19 protein-coding genes are annotated in these 18,387 nt (G+C 39.0%); 3 read left to right on the top strand and 16 right to left on the bottom strand.

The features are described from left to right. Positions 1-450 precede the first annotated feature (450 nt). Entirely contained in the window at positions 451-1,485 is a 1,035-nt protein-coding gene (locus PP182_RS04390; RefSeq protein WP_272650121.1) for a HEPN domain-containing protein, read from the bottom strand. Between the two features lie 321 nt (positions 1,486-1,806). On the opposite strand from PP182_RS04390, the gene PP182_RS04385 reads away from it, so the two are divergent. The 3 genes from PP182_RS04385 to PP182_RS04375 all read left to right on the top strand — a co-directional run bounded on the left by PP182_RS04385 (position 1,807) and on the right by PP182_RS04375 (position 5,462). Continuing rightward, a complete protein-coding gene (locus PP182_RS04385; RefSeq protein ID WP_272650120.1) occupies positions 1,807-2,199 on the top strand; it encodes a helix-turn-helix domain-containing protein in 393 nt (130 codons plus the stop codon). A 304-nt stretch (positions 2,200-2,503) separates the two neighbouring features. Next, complete coding sequence (locus PP182_RS04380; protein WP_272650119.1) at positions 2,504-2,950, top strand: hypothetical protein; 447 nt, start codon at positions 2,504-2,506, stop codon at positions 2,948-2,950. 67 nt (positions 2,951-3,017) lie between these two features. Next, a complete protein-coding gene (locus PP182_RS04375) occupies positions 3,018-5,462 on the top strand; it encodes an outer membrane beta-barrel family protein (protein ID WP_272650118.1) in 2,445 nt (814 codons plus the stop codon). A 42-nt stretch (positions 5,463-5,504) separates the two neighbouring features. On the opposite strand, the gene PP182_RS04370 is transcribed toward PP182_RS04375, so the two are convergent. The 15 genes from PP182_RS04370 to PP182_RS04300 form a co-directional block, all read right to left on the bottom strand. After that, positions 5,505-6,803: a M56 family metallopeptidase gene (locus PP182_RS04370; RefSeq protein WP_272650117.1), complete on the bottom strand. Its 1,299-nt coding sequence runs from the start codon at positions 6,801-6,803 to the stop codon at positions 5,505-5,507. Between the two features lie 21 nt (positions 6,804-6,824). Further along, on the bottom strand, positions 6,825-7,214 hold the full coding sequence (locus PP182_RS04365) for a BlaI/MecI/CopY family transcriptional regulator (RefSeq protein ID WP_272650116.1): 390 nt from the start codon (positions 7,212-7,214) through the stop codon (positions 6,825-6,827). Positions 7,215-7,431: 217 nt separating this feature from the next. After that, entirely contained in the window at positions 7,432-7,887 is a 456-nt protein-coding gene (locus PP182_RS04360) for a DUF6730 family protein (RefSeq protein WP_272650115.1), read from the bottom strand. A 10-nt stretch (positions 7,888-7,897) separates the two neighbouring features. Continuing rightward, entirely contained in the window at positions 7,898-8,758 is an 861-nt protein-coding gene (locus PP182_RS04355; protein ID WP_272650114.1) for a relaxase/mobilization nuclease domain-containing protein, read from the bottom strand. 5 nt (positions 8,759-8,763) lie between these two features. After that, positions 8,764-9,099 carry a mobilization protein MbpA gene (mbpA, locus tag PP182_RS04350; protein ID WP_272650113.1) on the bottom strand — a complete coding sequence of 112 codons (336 nt, stop codon included), beginning with the start codon at positions 9,097-9,099 and terminating at the stop codon, positions 8,764-8,766. 6 nt (positions 9,100-9,105) lie between these two features. After that, on the bottom strand, positions 9,106-10,008 hold the full coding sequence (locus PP182_RS04345; RefSeq protein ID WP_272650112.1) for a toprim domain-containing protein: 903 nt from the start codon (positions 10,006-10,008) through the stop codon (positions 9,106-9,108). Between the two features lie 205 nt (positions 10,009-10,213). Next, positions 10,214-11,419: a primase-helicase family protein gene (locus tag PP182_RS04340; RefSeq protein ID WP_272650111.1), complete on the bottom strand. Its 1,206-nt coding sequence runs from the start codon at positions 11,417-11,419 to the stop codon at positions 10,214-10,216. A gap of 19 nt (positions 11,420-11,438) precedes the next feature. Next, positions 11,439-11,735 (bottom strand): helix-turn-helix transcriptional regulator, encoded by a 297-nt coding sequence (locus PP182_RS04335; protein ID WP_272650110.1) that lies wholly within the window; start codon positions 11,733-11,735, stop codon positions 11,439-11,441. Positions 11,736-11,892: 157 nt separating this feature from the next. Then, positions 11,893-12,573 (bottom strand): hypothetical protein, encoded by a 681-nt coding sequence (locus PP182_RS04330; protein ID WP_272650109.1) that lies wholly within the window; start codon positions 12,571-12,573, stop codon positions 11,893-11,895. A 328-nt stretch (positions 12,574-12,901) separates the two neighbouring features. Then, positions 12,902-13,531, bottom strand: coding sequence for a response regulator transcription factor (locus PP182_RS04325; RefSeq protein WP_272650108.1), 630 nt, complete (start codon positions 13,529-13,531; stop codon positions 12,902-12,904). Continuing rightward, a complete protein-coding gene (locus PP182_RS04320; protein ID WP_272650107.1) occupies positions 13,528-15,483 on the bottom strand; it encodes an ATP-binding protein in 1,956 nt (651 codons plus the stop codon). Before PP182_RS04320 ends, PP182_RS04325 begins: the two co-directional genes overlap by 4 nt. Then, positions 15,480-16,097: a hypothetical protein gene (locus tag PP182_RS04315; protein WP_272650106.1), complete on the bottom strand. Its 618-nt coding sequence runs from the start codon at positions 16,095-16,097 to the stop codon at positions 15,480-15,482. The genes PP182_RS04320 and PP182_RS04315 overlap by 4 nt, the downstream gene beginning before the upstream one ends. 7 nt (positions 16,098-16,104) lie before the next feature. Then, a complete protein-coding gene (locus PP182_RS04310) occupies positions 16,105-16,866 on the bottom strand; it encodes a hypothetical protein (protein ID WP_272650105.1) in 762 nt (253 codons plus the stop codon). After that, positions 16,850-17,299: a hypothetical protein gene (locus PP182_RS04305; RefSeq protein WP_272650104.1), complete on the bottom strand. Its 450-nt coding sequence runs from the start codon at positions 17,297-17,299 to the stop codon at positions 16,850-16,852. Before PP182_RS04305 ends, PP182_RS04310 begins: the two co-directional genes overlap by 17 nt. A 7-nt stretch (positions 17,300-17,306) precedes the next feature. Continuing rightward, a complete protein-coding gene (locus PP182_RS04300; RefSeq protein ID WP_272650103.1) occupies positions 17,307-18,263 on the bottom strand; it encodes a CFI-box-CTERM domain-containing protein in 957 nt (318 codons plus the stop codon). Positions 18,264-18,387: the final 124 nt, after the last annotated feature.

The raw sequence follows: 18,387 nt of genomic DNA, 5'->3' as shown, positions 1-18,387 counted from the left end.
AATAACCCTAATTGGTCGAAGGTTTAGATTATTAGCTAAGGTATTTTATCATGTTTTAAGAACCAGCATTCAAATTTTATGGTTGACATACAACGAACCAAAGACAGTTAATTTGCGCTATAAATATTACAATCAGTCTAATAAAATATTGTTTCTGTAAGCAAAAAGAATTTAGCTGAAATTCTTTGTTGTAAAAAATAAGGTTATTAGTAATTGTTCTCAATAATCTTCTATTTGTACGAAAGATAAACTTTATGTTGATATGCCACAATCATTGCAGTTTTTCATCAACCTCTCTGAATGAAAACTCCACATGATTATAGATTCAAAGTTCGATTCGCTCTATTAACCGGTTCACCTTATCCAAGAACTCTCCTTAATCAAAGGATAAAAGTTGTGTGACCAGCCAAGGTCTTTAACCTTTTCTTCTTTGATTTCATGTGAATGGATTTATTGGGTTGTCGCTGCTCTTTGTTCCGAAAGCAGTTTTCTGACCTTGTCCAGGAAATCCATTTCATCATGGGGGATAAGATCTAGGATATATCCAAGAACCTCACTTACATTGTGGTGGGGTCGGGCAACTGCGCGTGTAGGGATATATTCATTTTCCAACGCCACGATACAGACCTTGATCAAATTGGAGATCATAAAGGAGGTTTCTTCATATCCCTCCGTTATGAGTGCGGTGCTATAGAGTCCTCTTTCCGGGATATAGGGCTTCAGGGCATGGAAATGCATTTTTTCCAGTTCCTTCAATTGTTCGAGTAAGGATACCTCCTCGTTGTTTTCTGCTTTTTCGGTCACTTTCGGGAACGCTTCCTTAAAATCCTTACCAATCTTATCGATTTGGTCCTTGCACTGATCAAGGTGCCTATGGAAAATGGACTCTACTTCTTGGATGAAATCCTTCATTTGGGTATGGATGGCCTTGGTCTGTAGCTTTGTGATCTCGAACTCATTTCCGTAACGGGCAACGCTGTAGGCATGTTCCAACAGCAACAATAGTTCATTGTCGTCCGTTCCCGAAGGTTCCACAAAGGGTTGTAGCGTGGGAAAGTAGTGTTTGCAATAGTTGATATGGCTGATGATGCTATGGGTCACCATGCCCTTTCCGATGCACATCTGTTCGATGAACCTGAACGAAAGTTCGAAGGCCTGGTGCATGTTGAAGGTGGCAATGGCATAATCCCCTTCCTTGATAAGTATGTCCGCGGTATTGGCAAAGGCATTTACTTTTGCTATTTCAGATTTGTGATAGCGGGAAGCCCTCTTCATGAGGTTCCGGTATGCCATTGTCGAAAAATCCATGATGTTCTCCCCCTCGGGATGGGCGAAGACATTTTCCCCGAGACAGCAATGTTCCAGGAAATAGAGTGAACCCCTCTCAAGGCCTGTTTCGGATTGGCTCTCCGTGTAGACCCTTATCCTGAAATCCGGGTGCTTCTTTCCTTTCTTTGCAACTAGGGAACGAATTTCGTTGGGCAACGGGTCATTGTTGACATCCACGAAAAGGGTGAGGAAATAATATTCGGTATTTCCCTCATTTTGTTTTCTGGATAGAAAGGCCCTATCGATGGTAATGATGTTAAGGATGCCATTGAGCAGTTCGGACAGCTCCTCCGCTCTTTCAAAGTTTTCCGGTATGTTTGTGTAATGTGTCGTGGGAACGTGTTTTAAAGGGTTCGAGAATCAGCGATCATATTAAGGCCACATTTCCAAATACCCCACCACGGACGTTTGTATTTTATTGAATCAGTTTTGTATTTTACAATCGGATTATTGTAGGAAAGACATTATATTTGAGGTATGGAGACCAAGACCAAGAACCATATCGGAAGAAAGATAGGGCGCATCCGGGAACTACGGGGCATGAAACAGGAGACCCTGGCCGAGGAACTGGGCATCAGCCAACAGGCCGTTTCCAACATAGAGAACAGCGAGAAGGTGGACGATGCTAAGTTGGAGGAGATTGCCAAGGCCTTGGGTGTGACCAAGGAAGGAATTGAGAATTTTTCCGAGGAAAATGTTCTTAATATTATTTCAAATACTTTTACCAGTAACGACAGTTCTACTATTAATGCAATCAATGTTCAGCCAAATTTTAACCCCCTGGACAAGGTTGTAGAACTTTATGAACGACTTGTTCAAGCTGAAAAGGATAAGGTCAGTTATTTGGAACAACTTCTAAAGAATAAATAAGAGTATCCTACTTTTAATTTTAACAAACCTCAATCTCGCCATGTATTGAGGTTTTTTTGTTTCCAAAAGAAATTTTAACGCACGTCAATATCTGTTTTATTCCTAATTGGAATTATAAAAATAGGCTTATACCCAGAATAAGTTCATTAAAGCCAAGTTCCATACCTCCATTTCCTAATTAAATTTCATGAAAATCTGCTTCGAAGATAATGATTCAACCCCCTTTTAAATCATAATATTTTTTTCGTACGAAAAATATCGTACCTTTGAATTATTGATTTCACAATCATTAAAAATATTCATCATGAAAAAACTACAAGAATTTAATAACAGTTCATTTTTTGCACGGTATAAGGGAAAGATTAGGAGCCCAAAATCAAATTTCACAGCAAAACTAGTCAGCATTCTATCGTTCACACTTCTTTTTATGCTGTCGTTCAATATGTCCTGCAAGGAAAATAAATATACTTCTGAAAACGACATTGAAACAAAGTATATGTCAACAACCAATACCGACCCATCGGACAAAGTTCAAGAAATGTCACGGGTATCAAGGGAAAAAGTTATTGAGTATCTACAGAAACTTCATTTGATAAGTGACCCGATGAATTATAAAATTGAACTCACCAACGATGAACTCCATATTGATGGTAAAAGGCAACCCGATAAAGTCCATCGTCATATCATTGACAACTTTGTCCAAAATCCTAAAGGGCACTTACAACTTACCTATACCGTTTCAACGGATTGATTTTATCGCCGTCTTGATATTCAAATGAAGCATTCCTTTCAATATTTACCCTAAAATCAATTCCATTATGGATTATCGAAAAATAGTATTTCTAATTCTTGTTCTTAACTTTATAAAAATAGTTGCAGTTCAAGCTCAAACCATAAAGGGCAGGGTAGTCGATGAAAACGGCACACCACTGGAGGGTTATGTTTCCCTATCAGAGCAAGGAGACTCCACCGACATTGAGAAAATAGAGTTAACCGATATAAACGGGAAATTCGAGTTTGAAGAAATAAGGATTGGGGATTATGAGATATATTTTTCGTTCTATGAGAGAATGACAAAATTCCCGAATTCAATACATATAACCACCATAAATACCAATGTAGAACTTGATGATTTTGTGGTTGAGAATCAAAATCTTGAATTGGAAGAAGTCGTCCTAATTCAAAAAAAACCATTGGTAGAACAAAAGATGGACCGCACTGTGGTTAATGTTGATGCCGTCATTAGCAATGAAGGCATCTCTGCATTGGAAGTACTGGAGAAATCACCTGGCTTAAGGGTGGACGATAACGGTGGGATAAACCTTAAAGGGAGACCGGGGGTAACGGTTTATATCGACGATAAACCTACCTACCTCTCCGGAGCTGATTTGGCTAGCTACCTTAGTTCACTTCCGAGTTCATCCTTGGAAGCTATCGAAATTATGACGAACCCGCCGGCAAAATACGATGCAGCGGGCAATGCGGGCATTATCAACATTAAGACAAAAAGAAATAACATCGTCGGATTCAATTTGGGATTGAACCTGAGTCTTATACAACATAAATACAGTGAAACCAGGGACGGTCTAAACTTCAATTTCAGAAAAAATAAAATCAATGTTTACGGCAATTTTGGATACGGCACTAGAAATGGATTTGTCAATTTTTATGTTGATCGGAATTTCAAGGATGAAGTCGGTTACACGCTTACAGATTTTGATCAGTACTCGTTTATTAGGAGAAAAGGGTATCAATTTACGACAACGATAGGTGCCGATTTTTATCAGACGGACAATACAACTTGGGGAATAGTGGTCGGGGGAATATCAAGACATCCTGAAAGCACAACCAATTCAACTAGTACTTTTACCGATGCCAACGGAGTATTGGATTCTTTAACCACAACCAGAAACGGCGAGGACGAAAGTTTTAGCAATGCTAGTATCAATTTAAATTTAAGGCATAACTTTCGAGAAGATGGCCCCAGCCTTGGAGTGGACTTGGACCATATTATTTATGAAACCGGGAATGAACAAAACTTCGATGACCGGACTTATTACAATCAAGATGAACTGACTTCCCAAGAAGTTCTAATCGGTAATCTAAGTTCTAAACTAAAAATATCATCCGCAAAGGCCGATTATACCCATCCATTCAATAATGCCGTGATACTTTCAATAGGGACTAAATCATCCTATACCGAAACAGATAATTCGGCCGATTATTTCTCAAAAATAGAAGCTGATTTGATTCCCGATTATGATAAGACCAATCAATTTTTATATGACGAACATGTTCATGCAGGATATGTGAATTTGAGCAAAGAATATAGTAAACTCAGTCTACAACTGGGACTTAGATATGAAAAGACAATCTCAAAAGGATATCAATTGGGTAATGTTGTAAAACCCGACTCGGTTTTCAGAAGGTCATATGACGGGCTATTCCCTACTTTTTTTGCGCTGTATAAAATTGACTCCTTGGAGAATCATCAATTAAGGATTAATTATGGAAGAAGAATCGACCGCCCCTATTATCAAGACCTAAACCCATTTATTACACCTCTGAACAAGTACACATTTTATGTGGGAAACCCACTTCTGCTTCCTTCTTTTTCCAACAAGGTAGAGCTAAGTTATATCCTGAAAAAAAGAACCACGGCAACTTTGGGGTATAGCTATTCCAAGAATCAGGTTAATGAGACTATCGAGATAGAGAATGGTTTATACTTCAGCCGCCCCGGGAATATTGGTAGCACGGAATTAATAAATTTTGCATTGGATGGTAATTACGACGTTACCGATTGGCTTCGGTTTCAATTCTATGGCTCTTTGGATTTCGTTAGAATTAGAAGCAATTTCTATGATGGCTTATTGGAACATAAAGGTACGAACGGTTATTTACAGGGATTGTGTTCCTTTGAACTGCCTAAGGATTGGGTTATCCAATTGGATGGCAATTATCGAACAAAAGTAACAAGTGGGCAATTTTTATATAATAGTAAAGGAGCCTTGAATATTGGGATTTCCAAAAAGCTAAGTGAAAGGTCCTTTTTGAGTATTACCGGAAGTGATTTGCTATATACAAATATAAACAGAGGGGAAATTAGAAATCTGGACAGTACTGATGCCCGATATAAAAATTTAGGGGATACACGAAGGATTCTTATAAGCTATCGTCTTCGGTTGGGTAAGGAGTTTTCAAGCAAACCAAGACATCAATCGAAAGGGGCTGAAGATGAAAAGAATCGTGTTAAGCACTAATTTGATTTAGACCAATAGTATTCATAAATAGTAAGGTACAAACTAATCGGATCCGCTTTTTACGGTTGTGGTGAAGTGTAGTCTATACTGATAATCCTTTACAAAGTCCTTCAATATTTGTCTATGAAGTGTTTCGCTCTGTTTATTCCCATTGACATAAAGAGCATAGTTTGTAATCTTGACCGAAAAATTTCCCAAATCAGAAATTATATTTGATTTTTTTAATTGTTCGATTATTGCATTGGAATTTACCCTGTCAACGTCCTTAGAGGCTTTTGAACCATCAATAAAGGAACTAAAAAAGTAGTGGTTGCTTCCGTTGGTTGGTTTCGTACCAAGTATACTTGTTAAAAAAATTGCGCAGACTAGGCATAGGCCAATAAATAGCTTGTCAAAAGAGTTTAACGAGGGTTTTTGTATGCTCAAAATACGCTTTACCCTTTTCAAAAGTAAGTTTTTGTTCCCTGCAAAGGCTATGCCATAGATAGGTGGTCTGTATTCAATACATTCAACCAGCGTGTTGACATATATTATTTTGTTGCCCGTTATGTTTATAGCAATATCATCACAGCATAGTTCTCTTTCATTTCGAATCAAAGATGTAACCCAAAGTACTGGTATGTTAAAGAAGAAGATAATCTCCATTACCGATTGGATCAAGTTTACCAAAAAATCCTTTCTCTTGATATGGGCCATTTCGTGGGCCATAATTGCTTCAATTTGTTCAATGGTCATCGATGTTGCCAACCCCACAGGAAGAAGTATTATTGGTTTTAAGGCGCCTATTACCAAAGGTGTTTTTGCTATTGCTGATTCAAAAACTCCGATACTTTTTTTCAGACTTAACCTATCATTAAGGGATAAAAGAATTTTTTCAATTTTGGAATCAACGAGTTTGATCTTTGTTGTTTGAAGCTTGCGAATATGAAAAACATCGATAGACATCAATGCCACCTTAAAACATAAAACAATGAACCAGATAAATACGAATACCCTATCGTAATGTGCCAAATAATAATCGTACAAAGTATATACTTTATCGGCAACCGAAACCAATAAATTTTCCTCGCCTTTTAAACTGGGTTCGAGCAAAGTTTTTGAGGATGGGTATGCCTTTTCAGAAAGAAAACGATTGGTCTGATTCAATTCGCTTAAGAAGGTGTAGATTGTGCCTCCTAGAAAAAGGAAAAGTGAAAAAGTGAGCAACAAATACTTAATTGAAGGTTTAAGATGTTTCCCAAAAAAAATAATCAGACCGCCAACAATTGCTAACAACCCCCCCTGCCATAAGGAGTGAAGAAGGGTTTTGTAAATAGCGTTAAGAATTATATCCGGATTCATTTCTTATTTGTAAAATACCTTTCAACGGTCTGTAGAACTGTTGTCTTCTTCCAATCTGGTCAAAATCTCCTTTATTTCCCTAAGCTCTTTTTCGGATGTTTTTTTGTTTCCGGTGAGCTGCATAATCAATTTACTGGCAGATCCTCCATAAAAATTCTTTACAAAATTATTAAGCATATGACCCTTGGTTTTTTGCTCTTCTTCAATGGGTTTGTACACATGCTTCATTTGGCTATCATCCCTCTCCAAAATTTCCTTTTCAATCATAATCTGCATGAGCTTCAAAGTGGATGTATACTTTACATCCCTTTCCTTATTGACTTCATCGTTTACCTGCCGAACAGTTGAAGGGCCAAGTTTCCACAATACTTGGAGGATTTCGAGTTCGGATTTTGTTGGGGTATTTTTCACTACATCAGTCATTTAAACTAGGTCGAACAAAGTTACGAAAAGATTCGTATGAAACAAATTTGAAGTATAATTTGTGAACTATTAGTGGTTTATTTAAAGACACTTTTTAACATAATTTACCCCAAATCCTTACCTCAACTTCAGCGCGTGGACCCTGGCCTATTTTTGTAGTGTTCGGGAAGATAAGCGTCAATCAAAAATAGGATAGGGCGCTGCCCTACTTTTTGCCATTTTCCTCCCTCCATTTGAGGTAGAGCTCCTTTACCTGAGGGCTCTCGTCAAAGAATCTTTCAAAATGTCCCATGGTACTGTCCCGTCCTTTTCCAAATGCAGCCTCTTCCTTCTTGGATAACCTTGATAACTGAAAGACCGAAAAACCAAGGACCAATAGAACACTGACCAACAATCCCCATAAAAATTTAATGGCCCAACTTGGTAACATAATGGACCGCTCCACCTTGTGAAGGATCCTTTGCATCAGTCTTAGCTGTTCCTCAACCATCCTTCTTTGATTGTTACCGCATTTTTTTAGAAGCGCATTTATCTCAGTGGTGTCGGGTTTTAACGGAAGGTTCCGCAAATTTTCATGTACCCTTTCCAATCTGCCAATGCTCTTCTCAAACCCGTTGATCTCCTCGGTCAACAGTTCCGCTATTTCATCCAGTTTTGCCATAGTATTATATTTAGATTCCTATTCCGGTGTCCCTGACCAACTTGATAGCCAGCTTGATGGTTTTCTTTATGATGGTCTGGGTCAGACTTGTCGGGACATTCACTGCCCTGCCCAAAAGCTCCATGCTTTTGTCCTTGGCGATCCGCTGTGCCCTTTCCTTTTCAAAGTTCATTTGGCCCGCTATCCTTCCCATGGACATGGATCGGTGTACTTCGCTTCCCTTGAGGTTCGTTCCTTTGTACTCAAAACGGAAGCCCTGCAATTGGTTCTGTCTGTTGATGCTCGGGATGACCTTTACATTGTTCTGCTCCATTGATTTGATATACTGGTCAAAACCCCTTGGCCGTTCCTTGCCCATGACCTTTTCATGGATCTTCTGTATTTGAGCGCGGATATGTTGTATCCTGTACAGTTTTTCCTGTTGTACCTCCCTTACCGTGGTCAGGTCCATCTGTCTGGCCACCCGCTCGGCCACTTGCTGGCTCCGCTTTCCGATGAAGCTGTCATTGTAGGCCTTACCCTGAAAGTTTATCCGGTTGGCATACAGATGGACGTGCACATGTTCCTTGTCCCTATGGACAAAGGCAACGGCCTGGTGCTGTTTGAGGTTCATTTCCTTGAGGAACCGCTCGGTCATTTCCTTGAGTCGTTCCCTTTCCAGTTTCCTGCCGTCCTCGATGGTGGGACTTAGCACAAAGCTGAGCGTGTTCTTCCTACAAAGCTCGTTCTGTTCTTGGATGATCCTGAACTCCTCGGTGATCTCCCTTGGGGTCTCCCCGGCCAGATATTGGCTGTGGATGATCTCGGCTTCCTTCTCCTGGTTCATTCCGTAGCTCATGGAGGCTGCGGTGTGCGATATGGATTTTCCCATGCCTATCATTTCCTGAAGCTTAAAAGGTGTTGTCGTATCTCCTTGGCCAATTGGGCAGTTTCCTCTGCCAATCTGGGGTTCCGCTTTCGGAACATGTTGGTGATCAATTTGAAATTCCGCTGGTATTTGACCAATAGCTTATAGGCCTCTATCTGTTCGTCGGTCATCCGCTCCACTATCCGGTCTTCGAAGGCCGCACGTCGGCAGTACTCACTGATGGAAAGGCCGCTCTTACGGGCCTTTACCTTTAGCAGTTTCTTCTCGTAGACCGAGCATCGGAACTGGACGAACTCTTTTTTCATTTTTACTTTATCTTTTGCGACCTTCGGGAGCCAAAGCAAGATTTGTCATGACAATGACACATCTTGAATTCGTTGCCGAACTTCATCCTTCCCGCTTTTTACCTTCCATTCGTTCATGTCCTTAAAACCCTCATAGAGAAATGACATATCCCTACTGTTCGGGCATTTTTCCAATAACAGATCCATCATCCCCAGTCCCGTTTTGTCCCTATCAAGAAACAGCTCCACATTTTCATATTCCCCTATTTCTGTGATCATCCGTTTTACGAAGGCCGTAGTGTTTAATACCAAAAGATCATGGCTGTTCCCGATATCCGGTTTCAGCTCAATTAGGGTGAGCATATCGAACATGCCTTCCGTAATGGCCAATTTCTTTGATCCCTTCACCATCATCGAAACATCCTTTGGCGAGGTGGACCCCTTCCAATAGCTGTTTCGCAGCTCCCAGCCCCCGGACCTGTTCCACAGTCCGATGGCAAAGTATTTTCGACCACCTATTTCATAGTGGACCTCCTTGCAAAGTTTTCTTGCGGTCTTGGTCGAGATCTTTCTGGACTGCAGATAGTCTTGCAGGGCCCGGTGTTCGATTTCCTTTACCTCGATGATTTCAATTTGGCTTTCACCATCTTTCTTTTCATTGGGAACGGGTTGCCGGTGAAAAGAAAAATGGTCCGTGTTCCCGGACAATCGTTCCAATGCCTCCTTTACGGAACAGTTCTCCATTTTCATCACCAAATCAATGGTACTGCCTCCCTCGAAGGTCCCGAAATCTATCCAGTAGTTCTGTTTCAACGATACCTTGAAAGAGGCTTGGGTCTCCTTCCGCAATGGACTGAGGAACCAAGCTTCTTTTTCCGTTTTCCGGACTGGAAAGTGCCCCAAATTGGCCAGCGTGGAAACGATGTCAATGTTGCGGGCTTTTTCGCAGTCCAATCTTTTTTCTTTCATGGTTCTGTTTTTAATCGATTTTTGATGATTTGATGACAAACCTCTGGGAGGCCTTATAAATACTGCTTGTTCCTCCGTCATCATTTTGTCATCGTATCATCGTTTTTGTTTTTTTCTTCATTGTCCCTGTCATCATTTTTTATTTTGATGACAGAATGATGACAAAGTGATGACAGCCTAAACCCTTATAAACACTGAGCTTATATCAATCTGTCATCAAATCATCAAAATTTTGGACCAAAAATTCCTTTTTTATGGTAAAGTACCTCCCTTTGGCGTCCTCGGTATTGATCTCACCGTTGTTCCAGATGGTAATCTTTTGGTACTTGTTGGAATTGGGCTGGTTGTCCAGCTTCCAATCCTTTTTCAGCAACCGCCTCAATTGGGTCAGGTCGGTCTTGACCCGCGTACGGTTGAGCATGTGCAGGGCATCGATGGGACAAAGGTCAACCGAGTCCATCTCGAACTTTTCCATGGCACTTAGCAATAAGCTGGCCAATTCCTTCTCTACCCGGTTCCGGTTATTGTTCACCAGTTTCTTCAGGGCAGGGGTATAAACCTGTTTAGCTGTGAACCACATTCGTGTTCTTTGTTTTGTGCTGTATTCCCTTTTTGAAAGGAAATCCAAAAAAGCCGGTACTTCCTGGGCCAACTGGTCCAAAAAATCGGTGTCCTCCTTTTTAAGGGATGGGATCTTCCTCACCCAGAACCGGGTCTCATGGACATCGATCTTGATAAAACTGTCCTCGTTGTTGCTGCACAGTATAAATTTACCAAAGAATTCCACTTCCCGTTTGTCCTTTCCCTTGGCCTCCAGTTTGTTCCGGTTGGTGGTACTCAGGTATTTGATGCGCTCGGTGAGTTCCTCCTTGTTGAACAGCACCTCGTCTATGCATATTAAAAGTTTGTTGGCCCAATCCGCATTGAACTGGCTTGCAAAGCTGTCGTTGGTCAGATAGGTCAGGTTGTTGCCAAAAATTTCCTTGAGCCATTTGAGGAACGTGCTTTTCCCTGTGTTTCTTTCGGTGGATACCAGACAGAGGATGGGGAGCACCTGCACCGGTCTTTGGTACAGGAGTTTCAGATAGTCCAGTCCCAGCTCCAGTTGATTTCCGAAGATATGCTTCAAAAAGCCCCGTGTCCTTATTATACATCCCTCTTTCGGTTCATGCGTCAAAGGGGAATAAGTATTGTAGAAACCATGGTGTTCCTTTTTGAAATTGACATGGCACGGAATGCACGCAAACCCATCATATTTGGGTACCTTGCCCAGATAGTCCTTACCATGGTCCTGCTTGATGATGTGCTCGTTCCAAGGGACCAGCTGCTCGTTGAAATGTCCAGATATGGTCGGAATTCTGACCAGCTTGTAAAAAGTGGTCCCGACCCTGATGTAGGGTATGATTTCCATAATGCCTGTAGAGATTTAGCTATATGTCCTTCCGGTTCCGTTGAAGCTGTTTGTTGAATTCCTGTTCTAGTTGTTCATCACAAAGGTTGGGGTTACCTACCAGCCATTTGTCGATGGCGTCCTTATCAAAAAATATCTGTCTAATATGTTTATTGTTGCTCATAGGGATGAGCTTTAACGAGGTAAGTTTGTATATCTTACTTTTGGAAAGTCCGGTATAGGCTACCAGGTCCTCCACATTCATGACCTTTTTCTGATGGCCAAGGATATGTTTGATTTCTTTGAGTATTGTCAACACATTCTGTTGCTCTTCCATATCATTTAATCTTTTGGAATTAGAGAATATGTAAACGGCCGCTTACTTTTTTGTACAAGACAAACATATATCACTTGATGCAAGTGAAAAATAGAGAAATGAAGATTGCGCTTTTATTGCCTTTTATTTTCGGGATTTGTACAAAAATCAATGACAATTAAGAAAGTCCTAAAGCTTTTGCTATAGCTTTTCTGGTATCATTATAGTTTCCATCTTTGGTTTTCTGTGACCATTTGGAGTAACTTGATACAAATGTGTTCTCGTTGATTTCGGAACCATCGAAAGAAAATCTTTTTTGAACTAATCTTGAAAGTGAGTCTCTCGATTCCTTTCCAAGTCCTTGAATGCCATCTTTGATAATATAGTCTAAAAATGAGAAAAGAAACCTAAGATTCCCCGATTGCTTGTTTTTTGGCACTTCCCTAATAGTAACCTTTCCTTTAGAAGGCAAAAGGTTTATCAAAAGCTCTAAATTTTCCATATCGGAGTCATTAAAACCAAAATATCCCTTGTCTATTTTTTTAAATGATAGCTTTACAAATGAAAAACCTTCTACATCATCCTTCGCAATTTCCTTGGCTTTGAACCAGCCTATCACTACCAACAGAACTAGAATAAAAAGCAGAGCAACGAAAAGATAGCTTGCAAGAATCTGTACCCCGGAATAATTATTATAGCCAATGATAAAAAAAAATGTCAACGGCAATAGACCAAAAAGGATTGTGATAAGGATTGAAAGCTGGTTAAGGGAAAGGTGACCCAACTTAGAATCCACCCTTCTAAGCATTGACCTTTGTCGATTGAACCAGATTGCCAACTTGTTGCCTAGCTTTTCCATATTCCAAGATAGGGATAAAATGATTCTGTAAGAAAAGTTAAGGAGAATCTATACTTTAGGGATGAAATAGCTAAGTGTAAAGTTGAAACCTTATAAAAATCGAATTAATTTAAAAGGTTAATTGTTATGCTCTGCAATAAATGATTTTTATTGTTTCCAACAAACAAAAAGGCAGGGGCCTATTAATTTTAATAGTAGCACATTGGCCATCGACCCTAAAGATGATGGTGTCAGCTCAGCTGAGGTAACTTTGGATGAAAACACATTGACCGTTACAGGGATTAAACCTGATTTGGCCCTTTGGCCCAGGTTTTGAAAAAAAGTAAGCTTAATCCATTCCCAAAATTTTATATGCTTGTTTGGCTAGGGCCAGATTACTTTTTGTGCCTAATTTTTTGTGGATGTTTTTTCTGTGGGTGTCAATAGTGAACCTGCTTAATTTCAGTTCTTCCGAGATTTGCTGACTAGTTTTTCCTCTTGAGATCAATCGTAATATTTGACGCTCACGCCTTGTCAATTTTGGCTCTGCGATTTTATCTTTTTCCAGCCATCTTTGGTAAATACCTTCAAATTTTGGGCTTAGATAATACTTACCTTTATGAACCTCATGAATTGCCCTGAGTAATTCATCCCTTTCTGCATTTTTGACAACGTAACCTTTGGCGCCGGCCTCAAGCATATCAAAAACGTCATCATCTTGATCAAACATGCTCAAGGCAATGATATGGGTTTTTGGATATTGTTTTTTAAAGAGTTTTGCAATTGCTATACCATCCATTCTGGGCATTCGTATATCGGTCAATATAATATTTGGACGGTGTATTTCCATTAAATCCAATAACTCCAATCCATTTGCAGCGCTAGCCATGACTTCAATACCTATTTGGTCATTAAGAATTGTGTGGAGCCCCTCAACAAAGAGATTATGGTCATCAACTAAAATAAGTTTTACGGTCATAGAGGAACATTGATTATTACTGTTGTGCCATTGTCAAAGCCCGAATCATAAGTTATCACGGCATTTATTTTTTCAATTCTATTTTTAATGTTAGAGAAACCTATACCTTGTGATAGTTTGTTAATGTCAAAACCAATGCCATCGTCTTCGTAAACTACATTAAGCAAATCTTCTTCCTCTGAAAACTGAATGGTTACATTTTTTGCTTTTGCATGTTTGATAGTGTTGGTTATTAATTCTTGAATAATTCGGAAAAGTTGTATCTCAATGAAGGTCTTGATTTTTTGCCTTAAATCTATATTGGTCACTTCTACATTTAATTTTTCAGTGGATTTTAAGCGTTCAGCTACCTTGTTTACTGCAGGTATGAGGCCATGGTCTATCATTGAGGTTACATGATTTTGGTGCGAGATATTTCGAACATCGTTATAGGAATCATCTAATACAGATTTTATTTTTTCGTACAACACTTCGTCTTTCTCTTTCATATTTTCTACAAAGAGTTTTAGGGCAGATAGTTTACCCCCAAGGCTATCATGCAAATCTTGGGCAATGCGTTGGCGTTCTTTTTCTTGACCATCGAGCATGGCATCTATACCAACAAGTTCCTGTTCTTTGAGCAACTTTTCAACTTTTTGTTGTTCTAATTCTTTTTGCTGTTCAGCAATCACTCTCTTTTTTCTTGAGTTTTTGATAAATCCGTAGGCAGAAATAAGTCCAATAAATATTAGACCAATAGCTATATATAGCAGATTTCTATTTTGTCTCCTTTCAATATCTATCTGTAGGTTTTTATTTTGAAGATTTAAAATTTCTCTCTCTTTTTTTTCTGTTTCATATTTGGTTGAAATCTCAGCAATCGCTTTTTGGTTTTCAATATTCGAAATACTATCGCTTACTTTATTCTTCAATTGGGTGTATTTCAGGGCAGATTGATAATTTTTCGTTTGTATATAGGCATCTGAAAGATTATTATAAGTTGTAGCAATATTCGTTCCACTGCTATGGGGCAATGCGTTTTTCAAATATGATATGGCCTTTTCCGGGTCATTTTTTTGAAGCATGAGATAACCAAGGTTATTGTACAGAATGGCAATACCATCATTATTCCTGGTTTCGTTTTTGTACTTCAGTGCAAGAAGCAAATACTCTTCTGATTTTTTGGTATTTGTTTCCAGGTACATATTACCTAGGTTGTTGTAGATGCGTGCCAATGAGAATTTGTCATTGCGCTGCTTTGCCAATTCTTCAGCTTGCATGAAGTAGGTTTTTCCCATTGTAGTATCTCCTAATTTCAAGAATTCACCGGCCAGGTTCGGCAATGTTATCACCTGATATGGAATCATCTTTTTTTTGATAAAAATGGAAAGCGCCTTCTCCCCGAACACAATAGCTTTTTTTGAATCGCCCAGTTCGCCAAATGCAGAGGATACATTGCTGTAACATTTGGCCATATTCATACTGTCACTTATACTTTCAAAGTAAATTGCTCCAGTCAGTAAAGTTTCCACCGCATTTTTGTATTCACCCTTCCTTAGCTGTACCGCCCCTAGACTAATTCCAACCGATGCGGCTTGATTTTGATACCCAAGTTTTTTTAGAATATCAATTGATTGTTGGAAGTTCACTTCTGCAGAATCCAGGTTATTCTGGTAAAACAATGCTCTTCCAATTTGATTTAAAGCCTCGCTTTTTATTGAATCATTGGAAGACGATTGGGCAAGGGTCGCATATTCTTTGCTTTTTGAAATATCAGTCCTTTCCAACACTTTTGATAATTTAAGATGGATTTTTTCTTTTTTTGTTTCGCTAATGCTTTGTTCCAACAATTGCAATAGACTGTCCACCTGAGCATTCTGACCGTAAATTAGATTGCAGAAAGTAATGCTAAGAATAAAAAATATGAGGTGTAAGTATTTGTTGGTCATTCCATTAAAGGTATTGTTTTTCAACGATAATACTTTCTGAAGTTTTTAAGTGTTTCAAATGGAATTTTGACCGAGTATGATTTTAGAAAGAGGTTTCCTGCCCCCAGTTTTGGATTAAAACTTGCTTCAACTAATACCAAAATACCCTTTTCGGTTTTCTCGACCTCCCATATGGAATTGAAGTTTTCAATACGGACAAATCGTTCATTTTCAGGGGCCATTTCTGGCTTTGATTCAAAAGTCACTATTGCTTTGTTTTTACCGTCCCATCTCGTTTTAGTCAAAAGATGTAAGTCTCGGTCTTTATAGGGCCATGGAGATTTACAAATCTGATATAGGTAGGATTGCCCTTCGATTTCTTGAAGTATTGATGAGGTACAATTGTAGACCCAATGGGTATGTTCGTTATAATCCTTGAAAAAATCCAGGACCTTTTGTATTTCATGTGCATCAATTTCAACCTGTGCCCGGTATTCGATAAATCCATCTTTGGGATTTTTTTTATTGAATACTTTGATTCCGTCCACATGCTTTACCAAAGTATATTCCCCTTCGGTTACTACATAATATTGAGGTGTTTCTGAAGTAATCCCCAAGAAAAAGGCGCAGATAAAAATTAATAGGTTTTGGTAATACATGATCTCTTTAGACTGTGCTTAAAGTGGTTTGTGGTTTGAAGATATTGTCTGATAATTTTTCAGGCATTTTATTTTCGTTAAAGACATAAGCACATAAATTTTTCACAATTTGTTCTTTCTCAGGCTTCAAATGCTTTTCCAGATACTCATTGATAATCGATTTGTCGTCGACCAAACCGGACATAGTTCTTAAGAACCTTTTGGCGAGATGAGCGGGATTCACGGCAACATCAAGCCCTGCTTTTATATCATACGTTTGGTCTTCGCTATACTTCAATCTCAATACACTTGAATAGTGGCTTATTCCCTTTATGCCGACGGCCAATGACTCATAGTTGTTTTTCGTTTTAACCGAGGCTAAGGCCAACGTGACCGGGGCGCAAAAATTACAAGCCAAGAATGTGAAAAATTTATTTTTCAATGCATTGGGATAATTGGTATCCATGAGCGTTCGCAAGAGGTTATGTTCCAATTTTACTTTTAAATGAAGTAAAGCAAAAGTTTTTTCCCCATCTATCGAATTAATGTAATCAACCATCCGATTGAAATCCTCTTTCAAATGTTTTGCGATAAGCTTTTCAATATTCTTTGGGATACTTAATTGTTCATTCTTGCAAGCACAAATGCTCTGATGTCCAATGACTTTGATGTCTACACTTTGATGGAATAGTGGTAACCCAAAAAATCGATTTTCCATCCATTCACATACAACCTTCATGTTTTCACAAGACTTGATGCTAAGTTTAATATCTTCAGTTGGTTGAAACATTTGAAGCGGTTTTTTTGGGGTTTGACTTTCTGATGTAATGCCCATAAATGGCATATATAAGAAATGGTATGGTTAGGAATATAAATACACGTGAATGTTTGGACCATTCAATGTCCCATAGATAGAATACTATAAACAACAGTAGACTCAGAATAATACCAAGAATGCCAGGTAATTTAAATAACCAGAAAGCGGACTTTCTGTTTGATCGGCCAAATATTGCCCCTATCAACGCAAGTATGGTTACAAACCCTAAGAATCCAAATCCCAGCAGAATTACAGCAAACCATACCATGGTCGCTTCAGCACTTATTCCGCCCATCCACCCCTCGGGGTCCGATGTTATTGAGTTAAATGCTGCAATAGCGGGTAGCATTAAATAAATACTTGCAAAGAGTGTGAAAATTAAAATAATACGTAATGCTAATTTCATATTTTGGTCAATTATGTTTTTCTGCAAGTCTAACGGCCGGTTCAACTATATTTCTTTTGACCCATTCTTTGCGCTGGTAATCGTTTCTTATATAAAAGGCAAACACAGGCCCGATTTTTTCGTAGGTGCCAACGAAAACTTTTCCAAAAACATTTTTCTCTAAAACTTTGTCTCTAAACACTCTTAGTACTTGTATGTTTTCAGCGTTTGGGTCACCATATACCGCTGTGGCTATAAAGCAATCTTCATCAGAATCTACGTCTCTTGCAGGTCTGGGAGTTATGTTATTCTCCCTATTGTATTGTGCGTTTATTATATTCCAAGAATTAGCTTCAGGGTCTGTAAAAGTGGTGAAGTCGTTTAATTTTGATTCGGGTTCATTGTTCATGAACCATCTACCGGTCTCTACTTCTTCGCGGGTCGTGGTCCTACCTAGCCAAGGGTCTACGACCAAGGCGTTATTGCCCCATGTTGAAGGTTTGTCAATTATGGCAGAAGGATGAATGTCCCAAACGGTAAAGCTGTGTCTTTCCGTTCTCATAATGCGAACATTTTCCTTTACCCCAGCCTTTTTTAATATATAGTAGACCAAGGCTGAATTTTCTTCACAATTGCCAAGCCCATTAGACCAAGCAACATTGGCAACATCGTTGTAAGCCTCACTTTCTAAATCGGTATTTAGATTTCTCTGGCCAAGAAGTTTAAACCAATTTAAAGGGTTTTCAAACAGTTCGTCGTTGTTTGTGCTGGTTATATGGTTGTCTACAGTTTCAGTTATGTAAGCAGCAATAACGGTGTTTGGTTCACCGCGGTCATACATTTCTTGTACTTTTTTTATGACATCTCCTAAAGATTCCTCTAAGGTCTTTGCTAAAGTGGCATGAGATGTAACTGAACAAAAAACAATAAGCAGCACTATAATTTGACTTCTCCTTTTTCCCATGTTGGGTAATTGAATGTTCATTGGTTATGGTTTAATGACCCTCAAACCTATCAATCGAATTTAGTTTTTAAAATACCTAACACTAGGTATTTTTTTAAGCGGATACGAAGAATAGCTTGCGGTCATATTTCAAAAAAGGACCTCA

The organism is Maribacter sp. PR1, from assembly GCF_028464145.1.
In the GTDB taxonomy this organism is placed as follows: Bacteria; Bacteroidota; Bacteroidia; order Flavobacteriales; family Flavobacteriaceae; genus Maribacter.
The sequence above is the reverse complement of the archived record's forward strand: the minus strand, read 5'-3'. Positions and strand labels throughout refer to the sequence as shown.